Raw genomic sequence first — 24,013 nt, forward strand, 5'->3', positions numbered from 1 at the left:
AATCAGCTCCTTAAAAACTATTTTCCCCATTTTAACGCAACTGCACCCCAGGTCAGCCCTCCACCAAAACCTACAAGTACAAGTACGTCTCCGTCTTTTACCTTTCCAGATTCCAGCGCTTCGACTAGCGCAATCGGAATTGAAGAAGATGATGTGTTCCCGTATTTCGCTACTGTCGAAGCCATTTTTTCTTGAGGTAAACCCAGACGCTCACGTGCCGCTTCCATAATTCGGATATTCGCCTGATGCGGGATCAGGAAATCTACGTCTTCTTTTTTCAGGCCAGCTTTTTCGACGACCTTCAATGATGATTCTGGCATTTGTCTGACAGCGAATTTAAATACTTCACGTCCATTCATGTATAAATGGTCACCGTTTTGGTATAGATATTTGGCTCCTGACCCATCAGACCCCATATCAAAGGATAAGATCCCTTTATCATCATCTACTGGTGCGATAACTGCCGCACCTGCACCGTCCCCAAATAATACTGCCGTATTCCGGTCTTCCCAATCCGTTATTTTGGACAGCTTTTCCACTCCGATGACAAGCACGTTTTTATAAGTATTTGTATCGATATATTGCTTTGCCGTTATCATACCATAAATGAAACCTGCACATGCAGCACTGATATCCATGGCAACCGCATTTACAGCTCCTAAGCGTTCTTGGATCAGGCAGGCAACAGACGGGAATCCATAATCACCGGTTACCGTCGCCACCAAAATCAAATCAATATCACCAGCGTCCAGTCCGGCATCTCTTAACGCTTCTTTCCCGGCCCTTTCTGCCATGTGGGATGTATCCATATCATTTTCAGCAATTCTTCTTTCTTCAATACCTGTTCTAGTACGAATCCATTCATCTGATGTATCGACCATTTTTTCAAGATCTGCATTGGTCATCACACGTTCCGGGACATATCTGCCAATTCCGATTACGCCTGCATTCATCTTATAACCCCTTTTTGTATGACTTTCTTAGTATCTTATATTATGACTTGGTACTAATTTTAATCCAATATTTATCTATTGTCCAGTTATTATCTTTTACTATTATCCAACAGTACTCCTGCGTGAAAAGTGAGCCAGGCAAGACCCTATTGCCAGGACCGAGCGTGGAGGCTGTCACCGCTGCAGGAGGTCTGAAGTGGTTGGGCGTTGGAGCTAGACATCAAGAAAAGCGCAAACGATTTGAACAGCCACGAATGGCACTGGAATTATCTATTTTATTTCATGAAAAAGAACCTTCTGAGAATTGTATTGTGAAGGTTCTTACAAGTTATGGTTATGTATACCTTACACTACATAAAAAGCCTTTTACTTTTCTTCGGAAGCTTCTGATCTGCCTAATTCATAGGCATCATTCATAACATTCATGAGGATGTTCACGATAGGTTGAATATCTTCCATTGATAATTCTACACCTTTATCCTCCATCATTTGCTTTGCTTCTGGTAAGTGGGTCATTGCGATTTGCATGAACTTCATGCTTCTTTCTTGATCCATACTGTGATTCCTCCAATAAAATTATGGTTGTGGGAGCTTTCCGGTTTCTTTATATTCTGCGACTAGTGAGTTGATTTGGTCTTGGAGCTCTTTTGGGACTTCGTCGCTGAATGGGGCAAGAGAGATGACCTCTTCTTGGAAATCGTAATGGATGTTTCCGGTTTGGAGCTGCCCTTCATTATACTTTTGGGCAATCCTGACATAGAGGCGATCAACATGTTGGATCGTACTTGTCAGAACTGTTTGTTCACCAAGATCGGCCATATCGGAGACAAAGCCGATTGCATAATGCCCTTGTTCTTTGATTCGTTCGATGACTGATACTGTATAACCGTCCCCTGCAGGATAAAAGACATCCACACCTTGTCCAGTCATTTCCCTTAAAATAGCGAAAGCCCGATTTTTATCGCCCCAGTCTTCAACGAAGTCGATATGGGTTTCCACATCTTCATTATACATGTTGGCACCTTCACGGAAACCAGTAGCTTCAGGCTGCCATGGAAATGCTGCTATCATCCCGATATGTCCTGTTTCAGTCATCGCGCCAGAAATCATTCCAGCAAAGTAACCCATTGCATAGGAATCGAAATGGATACTCGTTATTCGCTCCCCGCTAACCTTACCATTAAAGCTTACGAAATGCATATCCGGGAATTCCGCCTTGATTTCCATAAATATTGGGGCGTATAGCTTCCCATGACCGAAGACAAGATTTACATCGTTTTTTTGAAATTCTCTGACTGCTGATCGTACTTGTGCTTTTGATTTTACTTCCTCACGATAGAATACTTCTTTACCGAGTTCTTCCTTAATTTGAAGTAAGCCCTTATAACCTTTTGTACCCCAACCTTTATCGGTAATGGTATCTTCAATCAAAAGTCCAACACTCTCTAACTCTCCGGTATTCAATGCTTGCTGGCACCCTGTTAGAGTAAGAAGGAAAAATGCAATCAGGAAAGGGATTATCTTTGTCATTCCATTTCCTCTCCTCTTTACTACCACGACATTATTACTACTAGTAGTATAATCGATTTACAAACGGGAACGAAATATAACAAGAGTACTAAATTCAATTCATTAAAGATTTCAACTTAAAATCCAAAGAAATGCTAAGTCTTCCCATAAAAGGTGGTAATCTTTTCTGATTGTGAACCCTTTAATAACTGATTACAGGACATGATAAACCTCTCTTTTGTAATTGTAAAGTTATTACTGATTTCTCTATTATGGTCCATTTCTCCTGCTTTTTCTAATTTATCAATTGTGTAACAACCCTCCATGATCGGGTTGCTGCAGCCCGAAACGTTAGGGATTCTCATTATATGATAAATGACCTCATGATGCTCTGCAGCCTCTGAGAGGAAAGTTTCCTCTGTCAGCATCAACGTTCCATACAAATTGGCCGGCTTTGGGGATCGATCTGCCTGAGTAGGTTCATCTTCATTCCCGTATACATCCATCGTAGACACAAGGATAATCCTACTATTTTGCTCAGCTGCAAATTGTGCAACCTTTTTCATATTCCGTTGATGCTGTTGGATCACTGATTTCAACTCTGACAGCTCGTTTGTTTCAGGAAAGGTTTGGGCAAGGTGAAATATAGAGTCAATATGTTCGAATTCCTCCCAATCAACCTCTTCTATGGATTGATTATAAAAATGGAAAAAAGCATTTCTCCCGATCAAATCAAGGCCGATATGTCCATCCCTTTCTGCATGATCAATTCCATACACGTCCATTTCCCTATTGATGAATTCATTACAAAGGAGTATTCCCAGCTCTCCCGCTGCTCCTGTAATCAGGATATTTTTCATAGTACAGGGCCCTCCATTTTTCTTCAGTCTATTACTATCTTATTTTTGAAAATGAAAATATGAACTAAATCCCGGTACCTTCATGATTGAATACCCATTACTGAAATTCAGCGGGTTGTTATGTACATTGCCCATAAAAGTATGGCAGGGGTCTCCAAAGTCATCCATCATAGTACTTTCTTAAATGATGAGTTACATTGGTCCCCCCTATAATTCAAGCTCATGTTGTTGATAAAACGTTCTTACTTTTTGTACAAGATCATATTTCCCGCCAGGAAGTTGAAGTGTTAACGCAATCGGTGAGCCGATTTCTTCTCTGAACTTTTCATATGCTCTGCTATGTTTTATAAAAGAGTAAGGTGTCCCTTGCATATTATGCCATATTTTCACTGGTAACTTGGAAGGATATTCGTACATTCCTTTGTCCTTTACCAAGAATATCGTTGCTTCATCTTCGGACAGTTCATAGGCTTTACTGATTTCACGATGGAATTGCTTATAGAAAAGCTTTTGCTCCATAACCGTTTCCCCATGAATTTTCAAGCTGAAGCATGGATTCATAAAGGCGACTGAACGGATGAGTCCCTCATGCCGGTGCATCCATTTCAGGGCTGATAACGCTCCCATTCCCTCAGCGAAAATATGGATTTTAGAATTCAGGATTTCTTGTTTGATGATTGCATGATACAGCCTGTGCAGAAGTTCAACACTGCGTTCATTGCCCCAGTGGCGCCCATAAAGGTTCGAGTAATAGACCGTATAGCCAAACCGGCACAGTTCATCTATGAATTTCCTCCGCTCGGGATGTTGGATCCATGAGCTTGTTTGATCTGATACAAAATGATTAGTATCGCCGATGATGGCAATTGCAAAACCATTCGGCCGTTCAGGTAGATGAATGATTCCGTGCTGGTCATTCATTTTAATAAATCGGTGGAGGTTATTACTCAAATTGAATCACACCTTATTCTTCATTCTTAGTTAATGTATGCGAGAAAAGGAAAAGAGAATAGGTTTTTCGCCCAATTTTCGTTATCCTTATGTCCAGAGGATGCAAATGATGAACTTTTTTTGGAAGTTTCGTGAAATCGTTTTGATAGGGGGCAATTTGTGCTACAATATGAATTGGAAAAGGGAACTTGGCAAAGCAGAGCCTTGGCCAACGCTGAGCCCTAATTGCACTTATATTTTTTGGAGTGTAAATTGCTACATATTATTCTAGAGGTGATCATATGCGTTACATTTGGACAATAATCTGGGCATTATTGCTGAGCAATATGGCTTTCTATGTATTAAGCTCAATGCAAGGCGGAGAATACAGCTTCGGACTTGCATCTGGAATCGGACTTGTTTTCGCTTTGTTCGTATTTGTATTAGGTGATGCGGGGATAAAGGACGAAACAGCAGATTGAAATGGGTGACTCAGGTTTTTGAGTCACTTTTTTTATTTGATAGAATGTGGTCATGCCCCTGGTTTTCGAGATAATTTACGAGTTGTTGAGATAAATCGCCTCAAAAACTAAAACGAGACTGATGGTAGCCAGTCCCGTCATACTTCATAATATTTTACTTAAAAACGATTTTGTCCGGACATTTTGTGGGTTTGAGAAAAGCTCTTTCGGTTCATTTTCTTCGATTATATATCCTTCATCCATAAAAATCACACGATCACCGACTTCTCTAGCAAAACCCATCTCATGTGTGACGACAATCATTGTCATGCCTTCTTTTGCGAGTTGCTTCATGACTTCCAGAACTTCACCGACCATCTCAGGGTCCAGTGCAGAAGTAGGTTCATCAAAGAGCATGATTTCAGGTTCCATTGCCAAGGCTCTTGCAATGGCAACACGCTGTTTTTGACCTCCTGAAAGCGAGTCGGGATATACAGTCGCTTTCTCGGATAACCCAACTTTCGCAAGAAGTTCATGAGCTTTTTGTTCAGCCCTTTTGCGGTCCCATTTCCTGACTTTCATAGGGGATAAAATGATGTTTTCCAGTACTGTTTTATGAGGGAACAAATTGAACTGTTGGAACACCATACCTACATCTGTCCGAAGTTTGTTGATATCCGTTGTTTTGGCAGTAATATCAATACCTTTTATATAAACCTTGCCACCGGTGATCGGTTCAAGCAAGTTCAGACATCTTAAGAAAGTGGATTTGCCGGAACCGGAAGGCCCGATTACACACACGACTTCTTGCTGCTTGATTTCTGCACTGATGTCTTTCAATACCTCCAGTGCCCCAAATGACTTTTTCAAATTTTGTACTTTTATCATTTATAGCCCATCTCCTCCCAATGTAGTTTAACACATTGCTGGCTGAAAGTGTTGAGTCGAGATAGGCAGTGCATCAACAACTAGCGTTTTAAAATCATGGTTTCCGTTTATATGTCCATTTCCGATTCTGGTTGCTTGTTACCGGAAATGGATCACCTGCATGTAATTTGATTTCCTTCGGGTCGTTCACCATGCTTCCTGTTTCACCGATTTCAACATAAACTCCATTGTTTGGTGCTTTTTGTCCTGGGTTGAATTGATGATTCTGTCCCATCAAAAATCCCTCCTTTTTATTACGTAGGATAACCCATCGCTCATAAATTATCTGTCATCAATACTCATCAATTATGTAAGAAAGGCTGTTTACTAATTGTTGCTAATTGAATAATGATAAGGAATGAAAAAAAGCCACCTTTTAAAGGTGACTTTCTATCATCAATAGGAAACAAGTGAAATAGCTGTAAGGAATTGCAGAGGCAAGGTGATCCGTTCAAACCCTAAGCCTGGCTCAGGGAACCCCATATATTGTCGCGGTTGAATTCCAGGTTTTTTCTTGTACTTTACTTCTATTATTAAGTATAAGTTCTGTTTATCAACCTTTTCGACATATCCCTCATACATTCCTCCGTCCATCATATGGCACTGGACATATTGATTTATATGATTCTTACACTGTTTTTGTATCATTTGGTTATGCTTGTTTAAGGCTTTCATATATTTACGATAAGACACGACCTTCCCCCCTCACATTTTCATGATATTCACACAGGGCTGAAAATGTGTAAGGACAGGTTGAACATAATTGTCACGAAATATCTCTTTACTAGTTCAATGTTTTATTGTTTAATGACAACATGCGATTTGAATCAGAAACTAAAGATTTACATGTGGAGGAACCAAATGGAAGACTTTATCTTATTGCTTAAATATGCATTTTTCGGCTTCGTACAAGGAATTACAGAACCAATACCGATTTCGTCAAGTGGACATATGGTGTTTGCAGAAAAGATTCTGGACATACATATTGAAGGGTTCAGCTTTGAAGTGTTCATGAACTTCGCCTCGCTGCTTGCTGTCCTTGTGATCTACCGCGAAGACCTTGTCAGGCTTACAACGAACGGTCTGAATTTTACAATGACAAGAGACCGTAAATACAAATCAGATTTCATGTTTATCATTTATCTGATCATCGGGACGATTCCTGCTGCGGTCATCGGAATACTAGCGGAAGATTTCATATCTAAAAATTTGAAAGACATTAAAGTTGTCGGAGCATCATTGATTGTTACCGGGATCGCATTATGGCTGATCCGAAACCTGCGCGGGCGTAAATACGATCAAGACCTTTCAATTAAAGATGCGCTTATTGTCGGTCTTGCACAGGCAGTCGCATTGATTCCGGGAATCAGCCGTTCAGGAGCCACGATAGTAGCTGCAATGGGACGTGGAATGAAACAGGAAACCGCACTCCGTTATTCGTTTTTACTATATATTCCTGTCAGTATCGGAACAATGGTTTTAAGCTTCAGTGACCTTAAAGATGATCCGCTACTGGATCAATTATTGATTCCATATCTCGTAGCCTTTTTGATCTCATTCATCGCCTCATATATTTCATTGAAATGGCTCATAGGGATCATGGCCAGAGGAAATTTGAAATACTTTGCTATCTATTGCTTCATCGTAGGACCATTAGTGATTTTATTTATGTAAAGCAATTTACGTCTAACAAAGCGGGTTGTTAAAGCGATTTGAAAGACTCAGAACGGCCTCCTGGGACCCTGAAAACCCCAAAAAAGCACAAACGCCCAAGTCAGCCACGAAGGTCACTGGAGGTCCTCTTACGGAGGCTATTGCCTCCGCAGGAGGTCTGAAGTGATCCAAGTGGTTGGGCGTTGGAGCTAGACATTCCATCTTCGAAAACAAATTTTTTTACTTTATTAGCTTTTTAAAAAACGATTTTGAGGGCCTCAGAACGCCTTCTGAGATATTGAATGAATACCGAGCGATCATCATGGCTCTGATGCTCTATATTATAAAGGAGGATTCGACTTGAAAGAGTACATCGGAAAATGCGACGTCTGTCAAAAGCCCATTTACTGTATGGATGGCTTTTTCAATGGAGTCAAAACAGAACAAAGCCTTTGTTGTTATGATTGTGATCAAAAGCGGAAGGCCACTTCTTAACCACCACTGACCGGCGGCAACAATGCAACCGTATCACCAGCCCGGATAACTTGGTCCGGATCATTTACGAGTTCTTCATTCACAGCGACCATTACATTTGTCAAATCAAGACGGGATTCTATTTCCCGAATATGGGAGACAAGCTCGTCTATTGTCAATATGTCTTTATCGACCAAAATTTCACTCTTCCCAACCTTCTCCTGCAACCCTGCAAAAAGTAATACATTAATCATACAGGTGCTCCTTTCCAGGTTTTCCAGATGGATATACCGTTTTTTCAAGCTGATCTCCAATCCACTCTTCGCCATCTTCCCAATGTTCTTTTTTCCAGATTGGGACGATTTCTTTAATCCGTTCGATCGCATAACGACTAGCCTCATACGAATCTGCCCGATGAGGGGTCGAGACAGCTATGGCAACAGCAATATCCGATATCTCCAACCGACCGATCCGATGAACGATTGAAACACGTGCTTCCTTCCATCTGCTGTTGACTTCCGAACCGATTTGCTCCAGCTTCTTTTCAGCCATTGGAATATAGGCATCATATTCCAAAAACAATGTCCGCTTCCCTTTCGTCATCTCCCTTACTGTTCCGATGAACGTATTGATTGCCCCTGCATGTGGGTGGGTGACGTTTTTAACTACTGCATTTATGTCAATCGGCTCTTTAGTGATGTAAAAATGTTTAGCCATGGTTTCATCTCCGTTTAAAAAACTTTTCCTTGATATATTCCGTAAATTCGGCAGCCTGACTAGTCTGGAAGATGAGGAATTCAGATTCCTCTTCCATTCGATCAGTTATAACGCCTACCACATTAACGCATTGATCCAACAGTTCCATCAAATCTTGATTGTCCCTGGCCATAAGGAATTTCGGGTAATGAGCCTTTTTATATCCTTCTATTAAAATAACATCCAGTGGAATCAGCTTATACATCATCACGATTTGATCAAGGTGAATGGAATAGCATCCATTCACCTTTATATTGAGAATGCCCTCTCCTTCAACTGCTGTCATATAGGCGCCTTCATTTTGAAATTGAGCTGTATCTGTATCCCCAGGCTCAATCATATCTGGTGATCCACCATGTCCATGGTGTTTGATGACTCCGACACGATACCCTTCATTTGATAACTGCCTTATAACTTTTTTGATAAAGGTCGTTTTCCCACTGTTTTTATAGCCTACAATTTGTAAGACTGGGATATCATGAATCACTTTTCCCATGGATTCTGGTCACTTTCATTGTTGAACAACAGAACTTCCACTTCGTCACCAGTTCGAAAACCTCTCGTTCCACCAGGAAGGACGATGAATATATCGGCTTTGGCAATTGAAGTGACAGAGCTCGACTTATCCAGACCTGTCGGAGCTACACGGACTCCCTCGGCAGCGTATTCGATTTTCCCGCGTACCAATCTGGTGAATGGATTCGGTTTAGGGAAATCCTTCGCTAACACAGCTTTCATTTTTGCAAGATAAGGCATACTCTTTACTGCTTGCTTGATAAACGGTCTCACGAAAAGCTCACCGCCGACAAAACAAGCAGAGGGGTTTCCGGATAATCCGAATAACAACTTCCCTTCATATTCTGCCACGGTCGTTACACTTCCGGGGCGCATCGCAATTTTATTGAAAAGGGTAGTCGCACCAAGTTTTTCATATATAGCTGGTAGATAGTCATAATCACCAACGGAGACTCCTCCTGTAGTAACAAGAGCATCCACATCCTCCAACGCTGTAGAAATAGCCCTAAAACATGCCTCAAAATCATCAGCTAACTTACCTAAATACAGTGGATCACCACCCATTTTCCTGATCTGGGCTGAAATCATGTATGCATTGGAATTACGGATCTTCCCTGGTTGCAACGGTTCATCGATATTCAGCAACTCTGTGCCAGTTGCGTATATGCCGATTTTGGGCTTTTGATAAACGTTGACCGTTTTGTAGCCGAATGTAGCTAATAAGGCAGTAACACCTGGTGTAATCCGTGTTCCTTCTTTAATGAGGACAGTCCCTCTTTCTGTATCTTCACCTTGTCGGGCAATGTTTTGGCCAGGTGTAAACTTTCTGCCAACTTCGATCATCTGCTTCATGTCTTTTTCATATTCCTTGACGACCTCAAACATGGACACTGCATCTGCCCCATCCGGAATTGATGCTCCGGTCATGATCCGGATCGCTTGTCCTTGCCGTAGTTGGGACGTAGCGACTTGACCAGCGCCAATTTCTTCTATGACCTCAAGTTGAACTGGTGTTTCAGCAGAAGCATGCTTTGTATCCCCAGCTCTTAAGGCGAACCCATCATATGGCGAGCGGTCGAATGGTGGTACATCGTGATCTGCTATTATCGGTTCTGCTAAAAATCGATCCAATGTCTCTTCTATGTTCAGTTCTTCAGATTTAGATTTCAAAGGATGGGCCATGACCCTTTTTACCCCTTCTCCAATCTGTATTGGTTTTCTCCGTTCAACGACCATTGTAGTCACCACCTTTATCATTACACCTTTATTTTAGCAAAGACTCGATCCAGTTTCACGAATTCATTTGTTGGTGTACACTCCTGGTCAAAAAAAATGGATCGATCCTAGATGGATCAATCCATTGTTCATGTGTTCTCAAATGTCTTATTGGATACCAAGGGCGATTTTAGCGTACCGCGACATTTTGTCTTTCGTCCAAGGCGGATTCCAGACGATATTGACATCTACGTCCTTTATTTCTGGAAAGTCGATCAATGCGTTGCGTACATCATTAGCGATTGTTCCAGCTAATGGACAGCCCATAGCCGTCAGCGTCATCGTCACTTTTGCCATGCCTTCTTCATCAAGCTCAACATCATATACAAGGCCAAGATTGACGATATCGACACCTAATTCAGGATCTTCCACATCCTCTAATGCTTCCATCAACTTTTCTTTTACCTCTTCGTTAGCCATAATGAACCCCTTCCATTTCGATTTCTATGAATAGTATAACCTATTGTCAGGATGACATAAAATGTTCCGCATCAACCTTTCAATTGGTTGGGAAGATTGTTGATCGATTGATTCAATGAATCAAGCTTCGCCTCAATCCTGTGGAGTAAATATAGGGTTACGACCACAGGGAAACCGAACTCACTCATCACTGAAACCCATTGTTCCATCTCCTCACCCCTTTCAGGCTATTTAGGTCATTGTTTTTATAATCAAGTAAAGAAAAGCGGAAACGCCCTGGTCATCCACGAAGGTCAATGGAAGTCCGACGAGGAGGCTGTTTGCCGCCGCAGGAGGACTGAAGTGATCCAAGTGGTTGGGCGTTGGAACCGGACATCAATTCACCGCAACCAAAATTCTTATCCTTTAAAAAGGGATCGACTTACAAATAAGCCGATCCCTGAAACAAGTTATGATAATGGAATATCTGTGACATTTCGCTCTACAATACGAGCTCCTTTTTTCGCGACCAGGTCACCACCTGAAGAAACGAATGCATTTTCAGCTAAAATCTGATCCATTGCTGTTTCCAATGCTACAGTGTCTACAGGTTCCACTGGTTCATCAAGGGATATACGGACTGTCTTTCCCTCTTCGTTTTCAAACAACAATTCAATTTGTTTGGCCATGAAGATCCCTCCTTTCTTAGATTAGTCGGATGAGTTACGCACTAAGGTCAAATGAGTTGGTACGTTCGACATCATTGATTGGAAACTGTTGTAGCGGTGCCAGTGCCTCGACAATGGCGAAAAGCTGGTCGTGTGTCGCACTGCTTTTTACGTTTGTGAAACTCTTCCGTTTGTAAACCGGCTTTCCTTCAATGTCCACCCCAGCATCAAAGGTGATCGTCAACCTTGTGTCGTTAAGAATTGCTGTTGCCATTTTCCCACCCCCTTTCACTCTATAAATACAAACTCGGAGGAGGAAAGGGGGAGGTGGATTTTATATTTTTTTCCGAGCACTACCAGACCCCTGAATAATAATGGACGTGAAAAATAAAAGAAGACCTCTACAAGAGAAAGTCTTCTTCATGATCTATATTACAATCTTTCTATCACCCATTGTACGGCTTGATGACAGGCATCACGCGTCACCTTGTGGCCAGAGGCAGCGTCAGTCACCATATGGATTTGATTTTCTTTAAACATTCCAGATTCCGTAATATCTTCATAAAATCTTTTCGTCAGTTGGTAAGGAACGACATTATCGGCTTTACCATGCCAGATCAACAAGGATCGATCACCTATTGATTTAGGGTTTAAAGATAAATCATACGGCTTCAAACTTCTTATTTTGGCTTCTAGTTCTGACACGGATAATGGGAGCTTCCCACTATTCTTCTGGATGGATTGCACCATCACGTTTGCAAATTCCTCATAGCATGGTGTCCCCATGAGTGAAACAGCGGTTTTGATCCAGTCATACTGTGTAAGTGCTCCGAACATCGTGATGCTTCCCATCGATGTACCTGCTACTCCGATTCGTCCAGGATCTGTCTTACCGTTTTTCACGTAATGATCAGTGATCCCATTCAGCTCTCTTATCCCCTGTATGACGATATCCCAGAATTTCCATTGTCTTTCTTCTGAAGATAAGGGAGCTGCACGCTCCCCATGCAGTGGAAAGTCTGGCAATATTACACGAAACCCATTCTTGGCAAGCAGATATGCATAGGAAAGGTTCTGTTCCTTCGAACTCGTAAAGCCATGAAGAAATATAAGTGTCGGCAGTTGTTCTGAAAAAGCTTCTTCTTTTGCAGCATTCAATATGGGGATGTCTTGAATGTATTCTGTACGGATATTGATCATGGTTCACCTGCTCAAACGATTGATATCTTTATTTTACCAGATTGGTAATAGGGAAATAAAATGAGGCAACCTGGGGTTAATAGGAAAGGAACACAGGAAAAGCACCCACAATCGGTGGATGCCTTTCAAAATAAGTCTACTGTTGAGTTTTGTTGTAATAGTCTACACTTGTTTGGGCCCCTTCAGAAACCATCTTGCTGTCTTCCATATCTTTTGGTTCTCCAGCCTTTTCGATAGGTACATTTGAATTCCTGAACTTAGTTGTACGGTCTTTCACTTTCGTAGAAAAGTCTGTCAGGGTCTCTTTTACCTTGATTCGGTTTGAACGATCTTTCAGATAGAAAGTAGCCGCTCCTGCTACACTTGCTGCAACCCCTGACATGATAGCTGTTTTCGGTTTGAATTTCATTCTAGTAAAACCTCCTCAGGTAGTCTTATTCCTTAGTTACCCTTTCTATAAGACAATAAACACCCAGGTTCTTCCTATTTCAATGTTCTTATCACGCTTATTGTTCATTTTGGTAATTCTTCGGATGGATTTCTTCCCCGCTTTTACCTGTATATCGGAGACCCCATCCTGTAAATGCTGCTATGAACATGACGATCAACAATCCCCAGCCTTGAAAGACGTACGGGAATACATCTGTCGGCTCTACGATCGTCAGGAAGTCATAATCCTTTGCTGCTCCTTTAATCGTCGCCCATGCAAGTAATACACCGCCACTCCATGGGAAAATATATCCCAATGATGAAGACACGGTATCAAGAAAATTAGCTCGTCGGTACGGATGGATATTGAATTCTTTACCAAGCTTACGAACAAATGGTGCTGCAGCAATCTCAGCTGCTGTATTGATCGTGATGAAGACATTTAATGCCGCAACAATCGCAAAAATGGATAATTCCGCCCTGCGAACAACATTATTGATGAGTTTCATGAAGAAGTTTCGAATCGCTTCCATCGTACCTGCTACTTCAAGTAAATGTGCTGCGGATAGAATGAATAAGATCAAGATTGCCATGTTGAAGTAACCACCGATTCCACTCATCAATGCGCCTTCTACTACCGGGGTCCCGTTTTCTTTATGAATCGAGATGACTTCACTTAATGGCGTTCCAGTCAGGAAAATAACTGCTATGGATGAAACAATTCCCCATGTCAAGGAAGTAAGTAAGTGATGTCCGCTCAACGCCAAGTATAGGACGAGGATGAATGGCAGCAGTAACCATAAGCCTGCTGGATCTACCTGCTGCTCAAGCTGAGCAAGCGCATTTGTATTCTCAATGCTCCCTCCTCCTCCGAAAATGATGAATAAAATCAATGACGGAATTGCAGCAACAATCGAATACTTGAACCTGGAGCGAACGACCCCTGGAACATCCGCTTCTTGAGTAGTCGCCGATACAATTGTGGTATCTGATACAGGCGCCAGGTTATCACCAAAAACAGCACCACTTAAAATTGCTGCTAATAACACAACAGGATCCGCTCCTAGGACAAGGCCAGCTGGATACATGAGGATTCCAAAGGTGGCAACAGTTCCGTAACCTGTACCGACTGCAGTTGAAAATAGTGCTGCCAGTAAAAAAGTGAGCCCGACAAAAAAGCCTCCTTCAAGACCAGTTTGGAACCCGAACCAGATTAGTCCGTCTACCAAACCTCCTGCAGAAAGCAGTTTTGCAAACATCCCTGCCCAAAACCACGCGATGACCGCGATGACCCCTATCGGTTGAGCCATCCCTGAAAACAGAGTTTGTGCATAATCAGCCCATTTGGATTTACAAAAAAATAAACCGATCAATATTCCTAGGACCATACCAAGAACAAGCGCTTCTTCTGTTACTAATTCAAGGACACTTAAGGTTATAGCCCATACGATGAAAAAGATGAGAGGAATAGTTGCTGCAAAGACTCCCCCACGAAATTCAAGGCGTTCAATCTTTTTCTTGCCGATCGCCTCTTTCACTTCGCTCGTATGATGTTCATTTCCCATAAACCTTCCTCCATTTCATAAAAACATGCTAACTATAATAACATATTTTCTTTTTGTTCGACAGGGTTCGGGAAACTTACAATTATTGGACTTTTTCAAATCGCCTAGGTAAAATGATACACATGCTATACCAAAGCGAAGTCGCCTTCTGAACGATGCAGCTTCAATATTTTTGAGGAGGACCAGGGATGTCACAACCATATTTGATAGCCGTTGATCTCGACGGCACATTATTGAAAGATGATAAAACCGTTTCCATACAAACAAAAAAAGTTTTGAAACGAGCAATGGAACATGGCCATCATGTCGTGATCTCAACCGGAAGGCCTTACCGTGGCAGTGAACAATTCTATCATGAACTTGATCTAACTACTCCTATTATTAACTTCAATGGCGCCTTCATCCATCACCCTAAAAATCCTGGTTGGGGTCGCTTTCATTCACCGATGGACATGGATGTGGCACAAAGCATCATTGAAACCTGTTTGGAATTCGAAGTGAAAAATGTGATTGCTGAAGTACTTGATGACGTCTATTTGCATTACGAAGATGAATTTATCATCAATTCATTTTTAATCGACAAAACAAACCTCAATATAGGCAATCTGATACAAGTATTGCCACATAACCCGACTTCCATATTGGTTCGTCCAAATGACCACCATGTAAAAGAATTGAGGGAGCTGCTCAAGGCTAAACATGCTGAAGTCATCGATCATAGAGTATGGGGCGCCCCATGGAACATCATCGAAGTCGTAAAAGCTGGTTTGAACAAAGCAGTCGGTTTGAAACGAGTAGCTGAATCATTGAACATTCCACAAGAAAGGGTTATCGCTTTCGGGGATGAAGATAACGATTTGGAGATGATCGAATACGCAGGGCATGGGATTGCAATGGGTAATGCAATTCCTGAACTTAAAAATATTGCCAATGGAATCACAAAATCGAATGAAGATGACGGAATCGCTTACTTCCTAGAAGATTTATTAGCTTTAAAGGAAAGTGTATAGTACCTCCTTTTGCGGGATACTAAATCATGAAGGGGGTTTACAAATTATGAGCAAGAAAAACCAATCAAAGCGTGCGGTTGAACAGGGTGCAGAACGCGTTCAAGAAAATGAGGCGTATGAAACCAGGACGACCATGTCTGAAGCTGATCGAAATCGGCAAAAGGAAAGATCTGAACTTCAAACAAGAGGTGGAGTATAATCAAACGTGATTTTAGATGACCCAGAGGGCATTGAATGCCTTTTGTGGTCATTTTCATTCTAATAAAAGGCTTGTTAAATTAATGAATTTCTCAAAAATCACCAATTAAGAAAGCGCAAGCGCCCTGATCAGCCACTAAGGTCAACGAGAAGGCCCGAACCAATCAAAGTTCGGTTCTATGGGAGTAAACACTTCGACCTAAATCAATGTGTCAAACACCGCAGGAGGTCTGAAGTGATCCAAGTGGTTAGGCGGTGGAGCTAGACATTTCTTTATTGAAAAAAATTTTATACTTTCTTATCTTTTGAAAAAGGACTGTCAGAACCACCAAAATCGGCGTTGGTCCTGTCAGCCCTTTCTAACCTTTCATACAGCTTTCACATAAATGCTCTTGACTTCATCTAAAATTAGTTCAGATAGGAATAAGTACGCTCTTTCATTGAAATGTAATCCATCTTGCGTAAGCATTTTTTCGTACAAGTTATTTTTAGTAAAATAAGTCCATAGGTCAATGAAGTGACACCCACGTTTAGATGCAATTTTTTTCACAGCTTCTGCATACTTTTCAAGTTCTTTATTGCTTCGTTTCTTTTGATGAGAATCGATGATCGGCGGTGGGCTGATGATGATCGTCTTTTCTGCTGTTATCCGGTCGATCATGATTTCCAGATTCCGTTTAAATTCTTGCATGTTGATCCGCCTATGTTCACTCGCATCGTTTGAGCCGAACAAGATTGTCACAAGGTCTGGTGAATGCCGTAATACATCATCTTGCAGACGTGCAAGTGCTGCCCTTGTCGTTTCACCCGAAATGCCAGAATTGACGATTGTCCAATCCTTAAGGTTATTCCTCAACCGAGGCGTCAACTTTTCAAAACCGTCTAAACTTTCTTCCATAGCAGTATGGCTGTCTCCAAAACATACTAATGTCGGCAAATTAGTCCCCTCCTTCAACGTAGTTTAATCTAAGTCAATGTACTTATACTTTCCAAGCAAACTGTGAGGTTTTAGATTTGCTTCAAAATGGATCGTCTTATTGAATAGTGGACCACCGTAAGTGAATGTATGGAATTCCCCATGTTCGCCACAAGGATCGACGGAACTTGGAAGATACAAAAGAAAGTCTTCATCAAAATCATTACCAAGAAAAATTTCATGCACCTTCTTTATATCTATCCCACAGATGACAGCTTTGTAACCACGTGACAGAAATTTTGCAGTCAATTCACGGGTTGATCTCCCCCATAATGGAAAGGAAGCTTCCAGGGGCATATTATTTAAAAGCGATTCTCGATAGGCACGTAGATCTTCGAGAAAAATGTCCCCGAAAACGACTGAATTGAATCCCTGATCAATTAGTGAAGCAAATTCCTTATGTATTATATCCTGATATTCTATGTTTGAAGGTCTATGTGGTAAGGGAACCGGCAATAGCGGAATTCGAAGAGATTTTGCTTGAGCTTTTATCAAATCTATATGTATCCCATGAAAAGGGACTCTGTTTGTCGTCTGATCATAAGTCGTCAAAAGGTAAGCGACATTGGCGTGATTTGTTTCATGTATCCTATCGAGCGCCATCATACAATCCTTGCCACCGCTCCAGAAAAGAACTGCTCGGTTAACCATTCCATCCCCCCTTTTTCATCCCGGTTTATTGTAAAGAGAAAAACTTCTCCATGAGCAGACAAACATTCTTTCACATATATGTTCGAACGAATTTCCCACTTTCCGTACATGACTTTTTCATGTACCCTTCTATATAGACGATGGTTCAAACGAAAAGGTTTCCTTTTTTAAGAGAAAAGTAAAAATTATATTTAATGAAGCTTTTTGCAGGAATTCAGCAGTTGACATTGAATTAGGAAAGTGGGTCATAGGAGGGTTACACCATGAAAATTTATGAAGTAGATCGAGAAATTTCCCATGCTACAAGACAAAGTATTGCAAACCTATTAACGCAGCAACGAACCAGTCACGAAAAATCCGGAACGTACGATCAAATATTGACGGGGATCCACCTTGCACTTGAAAGCAAAGACACTGCTTATATCGTAGTCGCAGAAATTGAAGAAGAGATTGTCGGAGTCGCCTTTTTTAACATCGGAATCAGCTTAGCTCGTGGAGGGCATTACATGTGGCTGAATGAGCTTTATGTTCAAGAGGACCAACGGAACAAAGGGATCGCCCGCAAATTATTGCTTCATGTGATCTATTGGGCTGAAAGAAACGGGATTAAGTCGATCGAGCTTGAAACAGGGATCAATAACGCTGTCACCAAGCACATTTACCATTCTCTTGGTTTTTATGAGGTTGTATCAAAACGTTATGGCTTTTCTTTTTAAAATCCATCAATTTTGCTACAATCGAATTAATGTATGAAGGGAGCAATGACACAATGGCAATTGAATTTACAATCGACCCAACACCAAACCCGAATGCACTTAAATTTTCAGCAAATCAACCTTTATTTGACGGGAGACTTTCTTACCGGCAAGGTGATGCTCCTGAAGATAAAGTTGCTTCGGCACTACTCGATATCGAAGGCGTGGAATCGATCTTCGGGTTCCAAGATTTCATTACAGTGAACAAAACGCCTGACGGTGATTGGGATCTGATCGTACCTAAAGTACAAGAAGTATTCCAAAATTCATATTGAAACATCCAAGGTCTATACGACCACATTCAGCGGACACCATAGACCTTATCTGGCTAAAATACTTTTAAGAAAAGCGTAAACGCCCTGATCAGCCACGAAGGTCACTGGACAGTCCGACGAGGAAGCTGTTGCCGCCGCAGGAGGGTGAAGTGATCCGAGTGGTTGGGGGTTGGATCTAAACATTCCATCTTCGAAAACAAAATATTTATCCTTTCTAATCTTTCAAAAAAAAAGAAAACCCATGGAACTTTTGTCCGTGGGTTTTCCTTTTCAAAAGATTAATCCTGCCGGAAGAATCCGAAGATCCCTGTCGTATTGACGATGTTCGTGAATGCATGTGGATCGACTTCCTTTATGGCTTGTTCCAGATCATACAATTCATAACGGGTTACGACGATGATCAGAAGCTCTTTATCCTCATCCGTAAACCCACCTTTTGCAGGAATTTTGGTAATGCCGCGAACCATTTTTTGATGGACCGCTTGCTGGATTTCCTTCCCCTTCTTCGTAATGATCATTGCAGTCAGTTTTTCATGACGGGTATGGATGACATCGATGACACGTGAGGTTACATAGAGAGTCACGAGTGTATATAAGGCTTTTTCCCATCCGTATAATAACCCAGCTGTTAAGATGATCGCTGCATTTAGAGTAAAGAAATAGCTGCCGATTGGCCGGTCTTTCATACGGGAAAGGACCATCGCTATAATATCCATCCCCCCTGTTGAGGCACCCCATTTTAAGGTGAAACCAATCCCGACTGCAGCGATAACACCGCCAAAAACAGCGTTCAACAGTATGTCCTCTGAAATGACTTTTATAGGTATGATTTCAAGGGAGAAAGTTGTAGCAGCAACGCTGACGATACTGTAGAAAGTGAAAGATTTACCAACCTTCATCCAACCTAGAATCGCTACAGGAATATTCAAGATGAATAATAAGATACCAGTTGATGCCGGAACAGGTGTATTGCGCAAAACACCAGCGAGTAATTGGGCAATCCCCGTGAATCCGCTGGCATAGACGTTTGCTGGGATCAAGAAGTAATTAAGTGATATTGCACCGAGTACGGCACCTATCAAAATGAATAAGATTTTTTTGAGTTCAGTAACGAACGACATGTGCATCCCTTCTTTCATCTCCTAGTAGAACGTACTATTTTTAACAGATGTTGTTTCGATTTGTCAATGGATTTTTCCCAACAAAAATCAACATATCATTGCTTTTTACACTTGCCAAGGCTACACTTAGAGAAAAGTCGTAAATGCAATGAACATGTGAGGTGTAATAATGGCTATTCAATTGATTGTCGATACTGGTTGCGACCTTCCCCAGCATGTGATTGATGAGCAGAGGATCGAGGTTCTACCTTTAGTCGTCCATGTGAATGATGAAGAATATTATGACAAGGAATCCATTCAACCAACGAGGCTTTACACTTTGATGAGAGACGGAGCAGCTCCAAAGACCTCTCAAGTCCCTCCCGACCGTATGAAGGCCCTATTTGAAAAGGTTGCTGAAAGCGGACAACCAGCAATCTATATTACATTGTCATCTGAATTATCCGGTACATATCAAACAGCCTGCCTCGTCAGGGATCAATTGCACGATGATGGCGTAAAAACAAACATGACAATCATCGACTCGAAAAGTGCTTCGCTCGGTTACGGTTTAGTTGCTTATTATGTAGCACGGGCGATTAATGACGGCTCTGATGATATGGATGCTCTCGCTACTTACACACATACCCTAATCGACAAAATTAAACACATCTTCACTGTAGATGATCTAGAGTATCTGGTACGTGGTGGCCGTGTATCGAAAACAGCTGGATTCGTCGGTGGTTTACTTAAAATAAAACCGATCCTTCATATGGAAGATGGGAAGCTTTTCCCTCTTGAAAAAGTAAGAGGAAGCAAGAAAGTGCTCTCTAGACTCATCGAGTTGATTGAAGAGAACAGCAATGATCTTGAAAATCAAACAGTCGCCATCTCTCATGCTGATGATCTGACACGGGCAAACGAACTCAAAGACATGATTGAAAATACATTCAAGGTTAAAAACGTGATGGTCAATACGATCGGTTGCGCCATCGGGGCTCACGCTGGTCCTGGTACGCTGGCTGTCTTCTTCTTGAATGGGTCCCCTGGTCTCGAATAAATCCTCAGGTAAACGTCAAGCCTAATGTGTGAGGATGGCCACAAGGAGGGATCACCATGTCCAATACAAAAGACAACGATAAGAAAAAGCGTGACAATCAAGCACATCAAGAGCTGAAGAATAAAATGGAACAAGCGAATATCAGTAAAGGAACCCGACAATATTCTAAGAAAACGGATCATTTATAAGGATTATTAGGAGGCTGCCTGTGATGGCCAGCCTCTTTTTCCAGCTACCTTCCTTTATGAATTGTTCTCAATTTGCTTAGCGTACATTTTCTCCAGGAACGGACCGTCTCATAAGAAACCCCTTCCCTTTCCGCCAAGTTTTTCATACTTTCCTGCTGTAAAATTATTGCATTTACATATAGTCGTTCCCGATCAGAAAGATTTTGAACATAATCTTTAATGATAAGATCGTCGAGGAAAGGCACGATGAAAGAATTCTGCTCTTCCAGGAAGCTGTCCTCTACATCGACAACTTCTAATCCCTTCTTGTTCAATATTTGCAGGAATCTCCCAGAAATATATCGGCTTGCATATGCCGGAAAATGTCCCTTATCAATATCGAATCGTTCATAGGCTTCCCAAAGCGCAATCCGTCCAACCTGATACATTTCATCGAAGTCTTTTTGCTTAGAATATCTCCTTATCATGGATTTGATCAGGGGATCGAAATTGTTGAGTACTTTTTCAAACGGTTCTTTCAAGATGAACTCCAATCTTGAAAGCATGCTTCCTGAGTAATTCCGCGGTAATTCGATCTTACTGGAAACAGGTGGGCTACTGCATACTCCATAATATAGATTCATTAGTGGCCAGGCTGCCGGTATTATTGAGTGTAACTTGCAAATCCCTTTTTTCAAAGCTCTTAAAAGTGGGTAATCATGATTCTGCTGAGCCTTTTGTTTGCTTTAAACCATAAAAAAGAAACCAGCGGGACGACTGGCCTCTAATTGTACATATTATAAACAGGTTCATTCGTTTTCAGCTTAACAGGGGCAGTAATAGGATCGTTTAGCAAAAGAATTTTGTATTTGTTGATAAGCTGGATCGGGATCGTCCAGAGATTCTACCGCTGTTGTGATCAATTGGCTGTCGTCATAGCGCTTAAGAATGATTTCCATCCACTCTTCTTTTGTAAGGACATCCCCTTCAAAAAGCCCTTGATGAGAAGCTTTCAATTTTTGATAGTCATTCAGATAGACCCATTTCCTCCCGATTGCTGGTTCAAGGTTGGAAAATGGTTCACCATTGTTATAAGAATAGAGTAGGTGAGGCAGATTGACCCCACAAGCGATTGGCAAGCCGATCCATTTCCAAGGTCTCGTATTGATATCTAATAGTTTATATTCTCCATCTTCTTCATCAAAAATGAACTCACACTCTGCAATCCCCTCATACGAAAATGCCTTCAACACAGCTACTGCCCGCTCGGTCAATCCAGGTGCTTCAATCGACTCGACAAGACAAGTAGTCCCCGCCTTCGGTGGATAGATTTCCAGCCTCTGCCCAGCTATTGTTCCTCGGACTGTCTGATCTCCGTCCATATAGGCAACCACAGTCACATAGCCTTCCCGGCTTACATTCACAAATTCCTGAGCAATCAAATCCAGTCCCGCTTGTTTGGCTGCATCAGTCTTTTCATTGAATTCACTTTGGTTTTCTACAACAAATAATCCTTCCTGGAATTCATCATAAAAGGCACGCTTATTGATCGGTTTAAGTACCATCGGAAAAGAAAGCTCCTCAATGATCGTTTTGCAGTTTGACTCTTTGATGACCTCGTACTTCGGGACTGGAACGTTCAACTCCGCTGCGCGTTCGTATAACTGGGATTTATCGAGTATCTGTTCTATTGTTTTAAAGTCTGAAAAAGGCCATATGTAAAACTCCGATAACTCATCTTCATATTTCGCCAGAGTGAGTACCCACTCGTCCATTGATGGGATCAGGATGCATTTCTCTTTAAAGGCAGGTCCGATATCAAGCAGATACTGTACAAAGGCTTTCTCGGCAACCACTGGATTCGGACAGACGCCACGCAGAGTGACATATTTCGAAGCGAAGCCAAGTCCTCGGTCCTCCCTGTCAAGTGCGATGACAGGGATACCTTCCCGGCCTAATCCTCTTGCAACAGCTAATCCAGTAATGTGGGCATTACAGATTAAAACCGGACGTTGTTGTTTTATCAATCCATTACTCTCGATCGCTTGCTTCAATTCAATTGCGTTGTAGTATATCGTCTTGTTGATCTCCATTGCGCTCTCCTTTCTCAATCACCCTTTGGAAACGTAAGGTAAAAGGATGTTTCCGTTTCTGATGACCTGACATTGATGGTGCCTTTATGCTTCTCTACTATTTGCTTACATACAGATAATCCTAATCCTGTTCCAAGCTGTTTTGTCGATATAAATGGTTCGAAAATATCTTCTAATAGATGTTCGGGAATCATGGAGCCGTTATTAGAAATGGTCAACTGTGTGCTCTCTTCTTCAACTAAGCTGACATATACATTTCTATCGCCTTCCACTTCGGAAAGCTCTTCAACCGCATTATTAAGAATATTGAGGAGGACCTGTTTAATTTGTCCTTCTACTCCATAAACCTTTACTTGCGGAAAAGGATCATGATGGACATTGATATTTTCGTCTAAAAATCGAGGATAAAGGAAATCGAGCATTTCTTTGATAATACGGTCCAATGAAAAGGTTTCAGATTGATCGTCAAGTCCTTTCATTTTAGAAAGATAAAGAAATTGAGTTATTTTCTCCTGCAAGCTTTCCATTTCATGATTGATTATATCAAAATAAGCAGAGGTTTCTTCCGTTTTAGTTTGTGATTCGATCATCTGGATGAATCCTTTGATCGAAGTCAAAGGGTTGCGAAATTCATGGGCAAAGCTTGCAGCAACTTGGCCAAGAATTGATAGACGGTCACTGTGCATTTCCTGGATGAATCTGCTTTTGTTCTTGATGATCGAATCTTTGACCCTCGTATATTCTGTTAACGCATGGTACATATATAAATCAAAAAAATCATTCACAACTAACAGGTATTTCAATTGGGCTTCTTTAGGGGCTTCAGTCATTTCAAGTACACGATAGATGATAGAGCGTCCTAGATTGATATTCGAGATGAATTCACCGATCCCCACTTTCGCTTTCACGCGCTCGTGTGCAATCTTTTTTGTCAATTGCTGCACGAGCTGGGTTTCCGGGTCTTCAATATAGGCGACGATCAGACGGATTGTGTGCCCGCCGTTGATCATTATTTCATGACGAAACGGATCGTCCTCAGAAATACAAGCGACTTTCAACCATTCAGACAGAATCGTATCATGGTATGAATGGAATAATTCGATCAACGTTTCCCTTTCATCATCATTCAATTCGTGCTTTAATTTCATTTTTT

At 41.5% G+C, this 24,013-nt stretch carries 33 protein-coding genes; 8 read left to right on the forward strand and 25 right to left on the reverse strand.

Annotated features, from left to right (window positions below; all coding sequences use genetic code 11):
• Positions 1 to 17: 17 nt before the first annotated feature.
• The 5 genes from L1611_RS05625 to L1611_RS05645 all read right to left on the reverse strand — a co-directional run bounded on the left by L1611_RS05625 (position 18) and on the right by L1611_RS05645 (position 4,273).
• Positions 18 to 953 (reverse strand): beta-ketoacyl-ACP synthase III, encoded by a 936-nt coding sequence (locus tag L1611_RS05625; RefSeq protein ID WP_236312128.1) that lies wholly within the window; start codon positions 951 to 953, stop codon positions 18 to 20.
• Between the two features lie 366 nt (positions 954 to 1,319).
• The gene (locus tag L1611_RS05630) at positions 1,320 to 1,508 is read right to left on the reverse strand and encodes a ComZ family protein (protein ID WP_236312129.1); all 189 of its coding nucleotides are present in this window, start codon (positions 1,506 to 1,508) and stop codon (positions 1,320 to 1,322) included.
• Between the two features lie 21 nt (positions 1,509 to 1,529).
• Complete coding sequence (locus L1611_RS05635; RefSeq protein ID WP_236312130.1) at positions 1,530 to 2,483, reverse strand: BMP family ABC transporter substrate-binding protein; 954 nt, start codon at positions 2,481 to 2,483, stop codon at positions 1,530 to 1,532.
• A gap of 134 nt (positions 2,484 to 2,617) precedes the next feature.
• Positions 2,618 to 3,322 carry an NAD-dependent epimerase/dehydratase family protein gene (locus L1611_RS05640; protein ID WP_236312131.1) on the reverse strand — a complete coding sequence of 235 codons (705 nt, stop codon included), beginning with the start codon at positions 3,320 to 3,322 and terminating at the stop codon, positions 2,618 to 2,620.
• 207 nt (positions 3,323 to 3,529) lie between these two features.
• Positions 3,530 to 4,273, reverse strand: a complete 744-nt coding sequence (locus L1611_RS05645; RefSeq protein WP_236312132.1) for a M35 family metalloendopeptidase — start codon at positions 4,271 to 4,273, stop codon at positions 3,530 to 3,532.
• A 281-nt stretch (positions 4,274 to 4,554) separates the two neighbouring features.
• On the opposite strand from L1611_RS05645, the gene L1611_RS05650 reads away from it, so the two are divergent.
• Entirely contained in the window at positions 4,555 to 4,734 is a 180-nt protein-coding gene (locus L1611_RS05650) for a YjzD family protein (RefSeq protein ID WP_236312133.1), read from the forward strand.
• 144 nt (positions 4,735 to 4,878) lie between these two features.
• On the opposite strand, the gene L1611_RS05655 is transcribed toward L1611_RS05650, so the two are convergent.
• From L1611_RS05655 to L1611_RS05665, 3 genes are all read right to left on the reverse strand, one after another.
• Entirely contained in the window at positions 4,879 to 5,601 is a 723-nt protein-coding gene (locus L1611_RS05655) for an amino acid ABC transporter ATP-binding protein (RefSeq protein WP_236312134.1), read from the reverse strand.
• A gap of 94 nt (positions 5,602 to 5,695) precedes the next feature.
• Entirely contained in the window at positions 5,696 to 5,875 is a 180-nt protein-coding gene (locus L1611_RS05660; protein ID WP_236312135.1) for a YjzC family protein, read from the reverse strand.
• 161 nt (positions 5,876 to 6,036) lie between these two features.
• Positions 6,037 to 6,333, reverse strand: coding sequence for a hypothetical protein (locus tag L1611_RS05665; protein ID WP_236312136.1), 297 nt, complete (start codon positions 6,331 to 6,333; stop codon positions 6,037 to 6,039).
• 168 nt (positions 6,334 to 6,501) lie between these two features.
• Here L1611_RS05665 and L1611_RS05670 point away from each other — a divergent pair, with 168 nt between their 5' ends.
• The gene (locus tag L1611_RS05670) at positions 6,502 to 7,314 is read left to right on the forward strand and encodes an undecaprenyl-diphosphate phosphatase (protein WP_236312137.1); all 813 of its coding nucleotides are present in this window, start codon (positions 6,502 to 6,504) and stop codon (positions 7,312 to 7,314) included.
• Between the two features lie 470 nt (positions 7,315 to 7,784).
• Here the strand turns inward: L1611_RS05670 and moaD are convergent, their stop codons facing one another.
• The 11 genes from moaD to L1611_RS05725 all read right to left on the reverse strand — a co-directional run bounded on the left by moaD (position 7,785) and on the right by L1611_RS05725 (position 14,575).
• Positions 7,785 to 8,021 (reverse strand): molybdopterin converting factor subunit 1, encoded by a 237-nt coding sequence (gene moaD / locus L1611_RS05675; protein ID WP_225067160.1) that lies wholly within the window; start codon positions 8,019 to 8,021, stop codon positions 7,785 to 7,787.
• The gene (locus tag L1611_RS05680; RefSeq protein ID WP_236312138.1) at positions 8,014 to 8,484 is read right to left on the reverse strand and encodes a molybdenum cofactor biosynthesis protein MoaE; all 471 of its coding nucleotides are present in this window, start codon (positions 8,482 to 8,484) and stop codon (positions 8,014 to 8,016) included. The genes moaD and L1611_RS05680 overlap by 8 nt, the downstream gene beginning before the upstream one ends.
• A 4-nt stretch (positions 8,485 to 8,488) precedes the next feature.
• A complete protein-coding gene (mobB, locus tag L1611_RS05685) occupies positions 8,489 to 9,019 on the reverse strand; it encodes a molybdopterin-guanine dinucleotide biosynthesis protein B (RefSeq protein WP_236312139.1) in 531 nt (176 codons plus the stop codon).
• Positions 9,007 to 10,275 carry a molybdopterin molybdotransferase MoeA gene (locus tag L1611_RS05690; protein WP_236312140.1) on the reverse strand — a complete coding sequence of 423 codons (1,269 nt, stop codon included), beginning with the start codon at positions 10,273 to 10,275 and terminating at the stop codon, positions 9,007 to 9,009. The genes mobB and L1611_RS05690 overlap by 13 nt, the downstream gene beginning before the upstream one ends.
• A gap of 147 nt (positions 10,276 to 10,422) precedes the next feature.
• On the reverse strand, positions 10,423 to 10,734 hold the full coding sequence (locus tag L1611_RS05695; RefSeq protein WP_236312141.1) for a metal-sulfur cluster assembly factor: 312 nt from the start codon (positions 10,732 to 10,734) through the stop codon (positions 10,423 to 10,425).
• Between the two features lie 71 nt (positions 10,735 to 10,805).
• Entirely contained in the window at positions 10,806 to 10,943 is a 138-nt protein-coding gene (locus tag L1611_RS05700) for a YvrJ family protein (RefSeq protein ID WP_236312142.1), read from the reverse strand.
• A 240-nt stretch (positions 10,944 to 11,183) separates the two neighbouring features.
• Positions 11,184 to 11,402, reverse strand: a complete 219-nt coding sequence (locus tag L1611_RS05705; RefSeq protein WP_236312143.1) for a DUF2922 domain-containing protein — start codon at positions 11,400 to 11,402, stop codon at positions 11,184 to 11,186.
• Between the two features lie 34 nt (positions 11,403 to 11,436).
• Positions 11,437 to 11,655, reverse strand: coding sequence for a DUF1659 domain-containing protein (locus L1611_RS05710; protein ID WP_236312144.1), 219 nt, complete (start codon positions 11,653 to 11,655; stop codon positions 11,437 to 11,439).
• A gap of 158 nt (positions 11,656 to 11,813) precedes the next feature.
• Positions 11,814 to 12,581: an alpha/beta fold hydrolase gene (locus tag L1611_RS05715; protein WP_236312145.1), complete on the reverse strand. Its 768-nt coding sequence runs from the start codon at positions 12,579 to 12,581 to the stop codon at positions 11,814 to 11,816.
• A 136-nt stretch (positions 12,582 to 12,717) separates the two neighbouring features.
• Positions 12,718 to 12,990: a hypothetical protein gene (locus L1611_RS05720; RefSeq protein WP_236312146.1), complete on the reverse strand. Its 273-nt coding sequence runs from the start codon at positions 12,988 to 12,990 to the stop codon at positions 12,718 to 12,720.
• A gap of 97 nt (positions 12,991 to 13,087) precedes the next feature.
• The gene (locus L1611_RS05725; RefSeq protein ID WP_236312147.1) at positions 13,088 to 14,575 is read right to left on the reverse strand and encodes a Na+/H+ antiporter NhaC family protein; all 1,488 of its coding nucleotides are present in this window, start codon (positions 14,573 to 14,575) and stop codon (positions 13,088 to 13,090) included.
• A 188-nt stretch (positions 14,576 to 14,763) separates the two neighbouring features.
• Between L1611_RS05725 and L1611_RS05730 the strand changes: the two genes are divergently transcribed.
• Positions 14,764 to 15,585 carry a Cof-type HAD-IIB family hydrolase gene (locus L1611_RS05730; protein ID WP_236312148.1) on the forward strand — a complete coding sequence of 274 codons (822 nt, stop codon included), beginning with the start codon at positions 14,764 to 14,766 and terminating at the stop codon, positions 15,583 to 15,585.
• Positions 15,586 to 15,631: 46 nt separating this feature from the next.
• Positions 15,632 to 15,784 (forward strand): competence protein, encoded by a 153-nt coding sequence (locus L1611_RS05735; RefSeq protein WP_236312149.1) that lies wholly within the window; start codon positions 15,632 to 15,634, stop codon positions 15,782 to 15,784.
• A 366-nt stretch (positions 15,785 to 16,150) separates the two neighbouring features.
• On the opposite strand, the gene L1611_RS05740 is transcribed toward L1611_RS05735, so the two are convergent.
• Positions 16,151 to 16,720, reverse strand: a complete 570-nt coding sequence (locus tag L1611_RS05740) for an SGNH/GDSL hydrolase family protein (protein ID WP_236312150.1) — start codon at positions 16,718 to 16,720, stop codon at positions 16,151 to 16,153.
• 24 nt (positions 16,721 to 16,744) lie between these two features.
• Complete coding sequence (locus tag L1611_RS05745; RefSeq protein WP_236312151.1) at positions 16,745 to 17,410, reverse strand: adenine nucleotide alpha hydrolase; 666 nt, start codon at positions 17,408 to 17,410, stop codon at positions 16,745 to 16,747.
• A gap of 263 nt (positions 17,411 to 17,673) precedes the next feature.
• On the opposite strand from L1611_RS05745, the gene L1611_RS05750 reads away from it, so the two are divergent.
• Both L1611_RS05750 and L1611_RS05755 read left to right on the forward strand, forming a co-directional pair.
• Complete coding sequence (locus L1611_RS05750; RefSeq protein ID WP_236312152.1) at positions 17,674 to 18,126, forward strand: GNAT family N-acetyltransferase; 453 nt, start codon at positions 17,674 to 17,676, stop codon at positions 18,124 to 18,126.
• A 53-nt stretch (positions 18,127 to 18,179) separates the two neighbouring features.
• The gene (locus tag L1611_RS05755) at positions 18,180 to 18,440 is read left to right on the forward strand and encodes a NifU N-terminal domain-containing protein (protein ID WP_236312153.1); all 261 of its coding nucleotides are present in this window, start codon (positions 18,180 to 18,182) and stop codon (positions 18,438 to 18,440) included.
• A 278-nt stretch (positions 18,441 to 18,718) separates the two neighbouring features.
• Here L1611_RS05755 and L1611_RS05760 read toward each other — a convergent pair whose 3' ends face one another.
• The gene (locus L1611_RS05760; RefSeq protein ID WP_407681707.1) at positions 18,719 to 19,567 is read right to left on the reverse strand and encodes a YitT family protein; all 849 of its coding nucleotides are present in this window, start codon (positions 19,565 to 19,567) and stop codon (positions 18,719 to 18,721) included.
• Between the two features lie 163 nt (positions 19,568 to 19,730).
• On the opposite strand from L1611_RS05760, the gene L1611_RS05765 reads away from it, so the two are divergent.
• Positions 19,731 to 20,600: a DegV family protein gene (locus L1611_RS05765; RefSeq protein WP_236312155.1), complete on the forward strand. Its 870-nt coding sequence runs from the start codon at positions 19,731 to 19,733 to the stop codon at positions 20,598 to 20,600.
• Positions 20,601 to 20,656: 56 nt separating this feature from the next.
• Entirely contained in the window at positions 20,657 to 20,788 is a 132-nt protein-coding gene (locus tag L1611_RS05770) for a DUF3941 domain-containing protein (RefSeq protein WP_225067179.1), read from the forward strand.
• A gap of 44 nt (positions 20,789 to 20,832) precedes the next feature.
• Here L1611_RS05770 and L1611_RS05775 read toward each other — a convergent pair whose 3' ends face one another.
• From L1611_RS05775 to L1611_RS05785, 3 genes are all read right to left on the reverse strand, one after another.
• On the reverse strand, positions 20,833 to 21,309 hold the full coding sequence (locus L1611_RS05775; protein WP_236312156.1) for a sigma-70 family RNA polymerase sigma factor: 477 nt from the start codon (positions 21,307 to 21,309) through the stop codon (positions 20,833 to 20,835).
• A gap of 282 nt (positions 21,310 to 21,591) precedes the next feature.
• Positions 21,592 to 22,860, reverse strand: coding sequence for a carboxylate--amine ligase (locus L1611_RS05780; protein WP_236312157.1), 1,269 nt, complete (start codon positions 22,858 to 22,860; stop codon positions 21,592 to 21,594).
• Positions 22,861 to 22,874: 14 nt separating this feature from the next.
• The gene (locus L1611_RS05785; protein ID WP_236312158.1) at positions 22,875 to 24,008 is read right to left on the reverse strand and encodes a histidine kinase N-terminal domain-containing protein; all 1,134 of its coding nucleotides are present in this window, start codon (positions 24,006 to 24,008) and stop codon (positions 22,875 to 22,877) included.
• Positions 24,009 to 24,013 lie beyond the last annotated feature (5 nt).

The sequence above is a fragment of the Pseudalkalibacillus salsuginis genome, assembly GCF_021646685.1.
Classification (GTDB): Bacteria; Bacillota; Bacilli; order Bacillales; family Fictibacillaceae; genus Pseudalkalibacillus; species Pseudalkalibacillus salsuginis.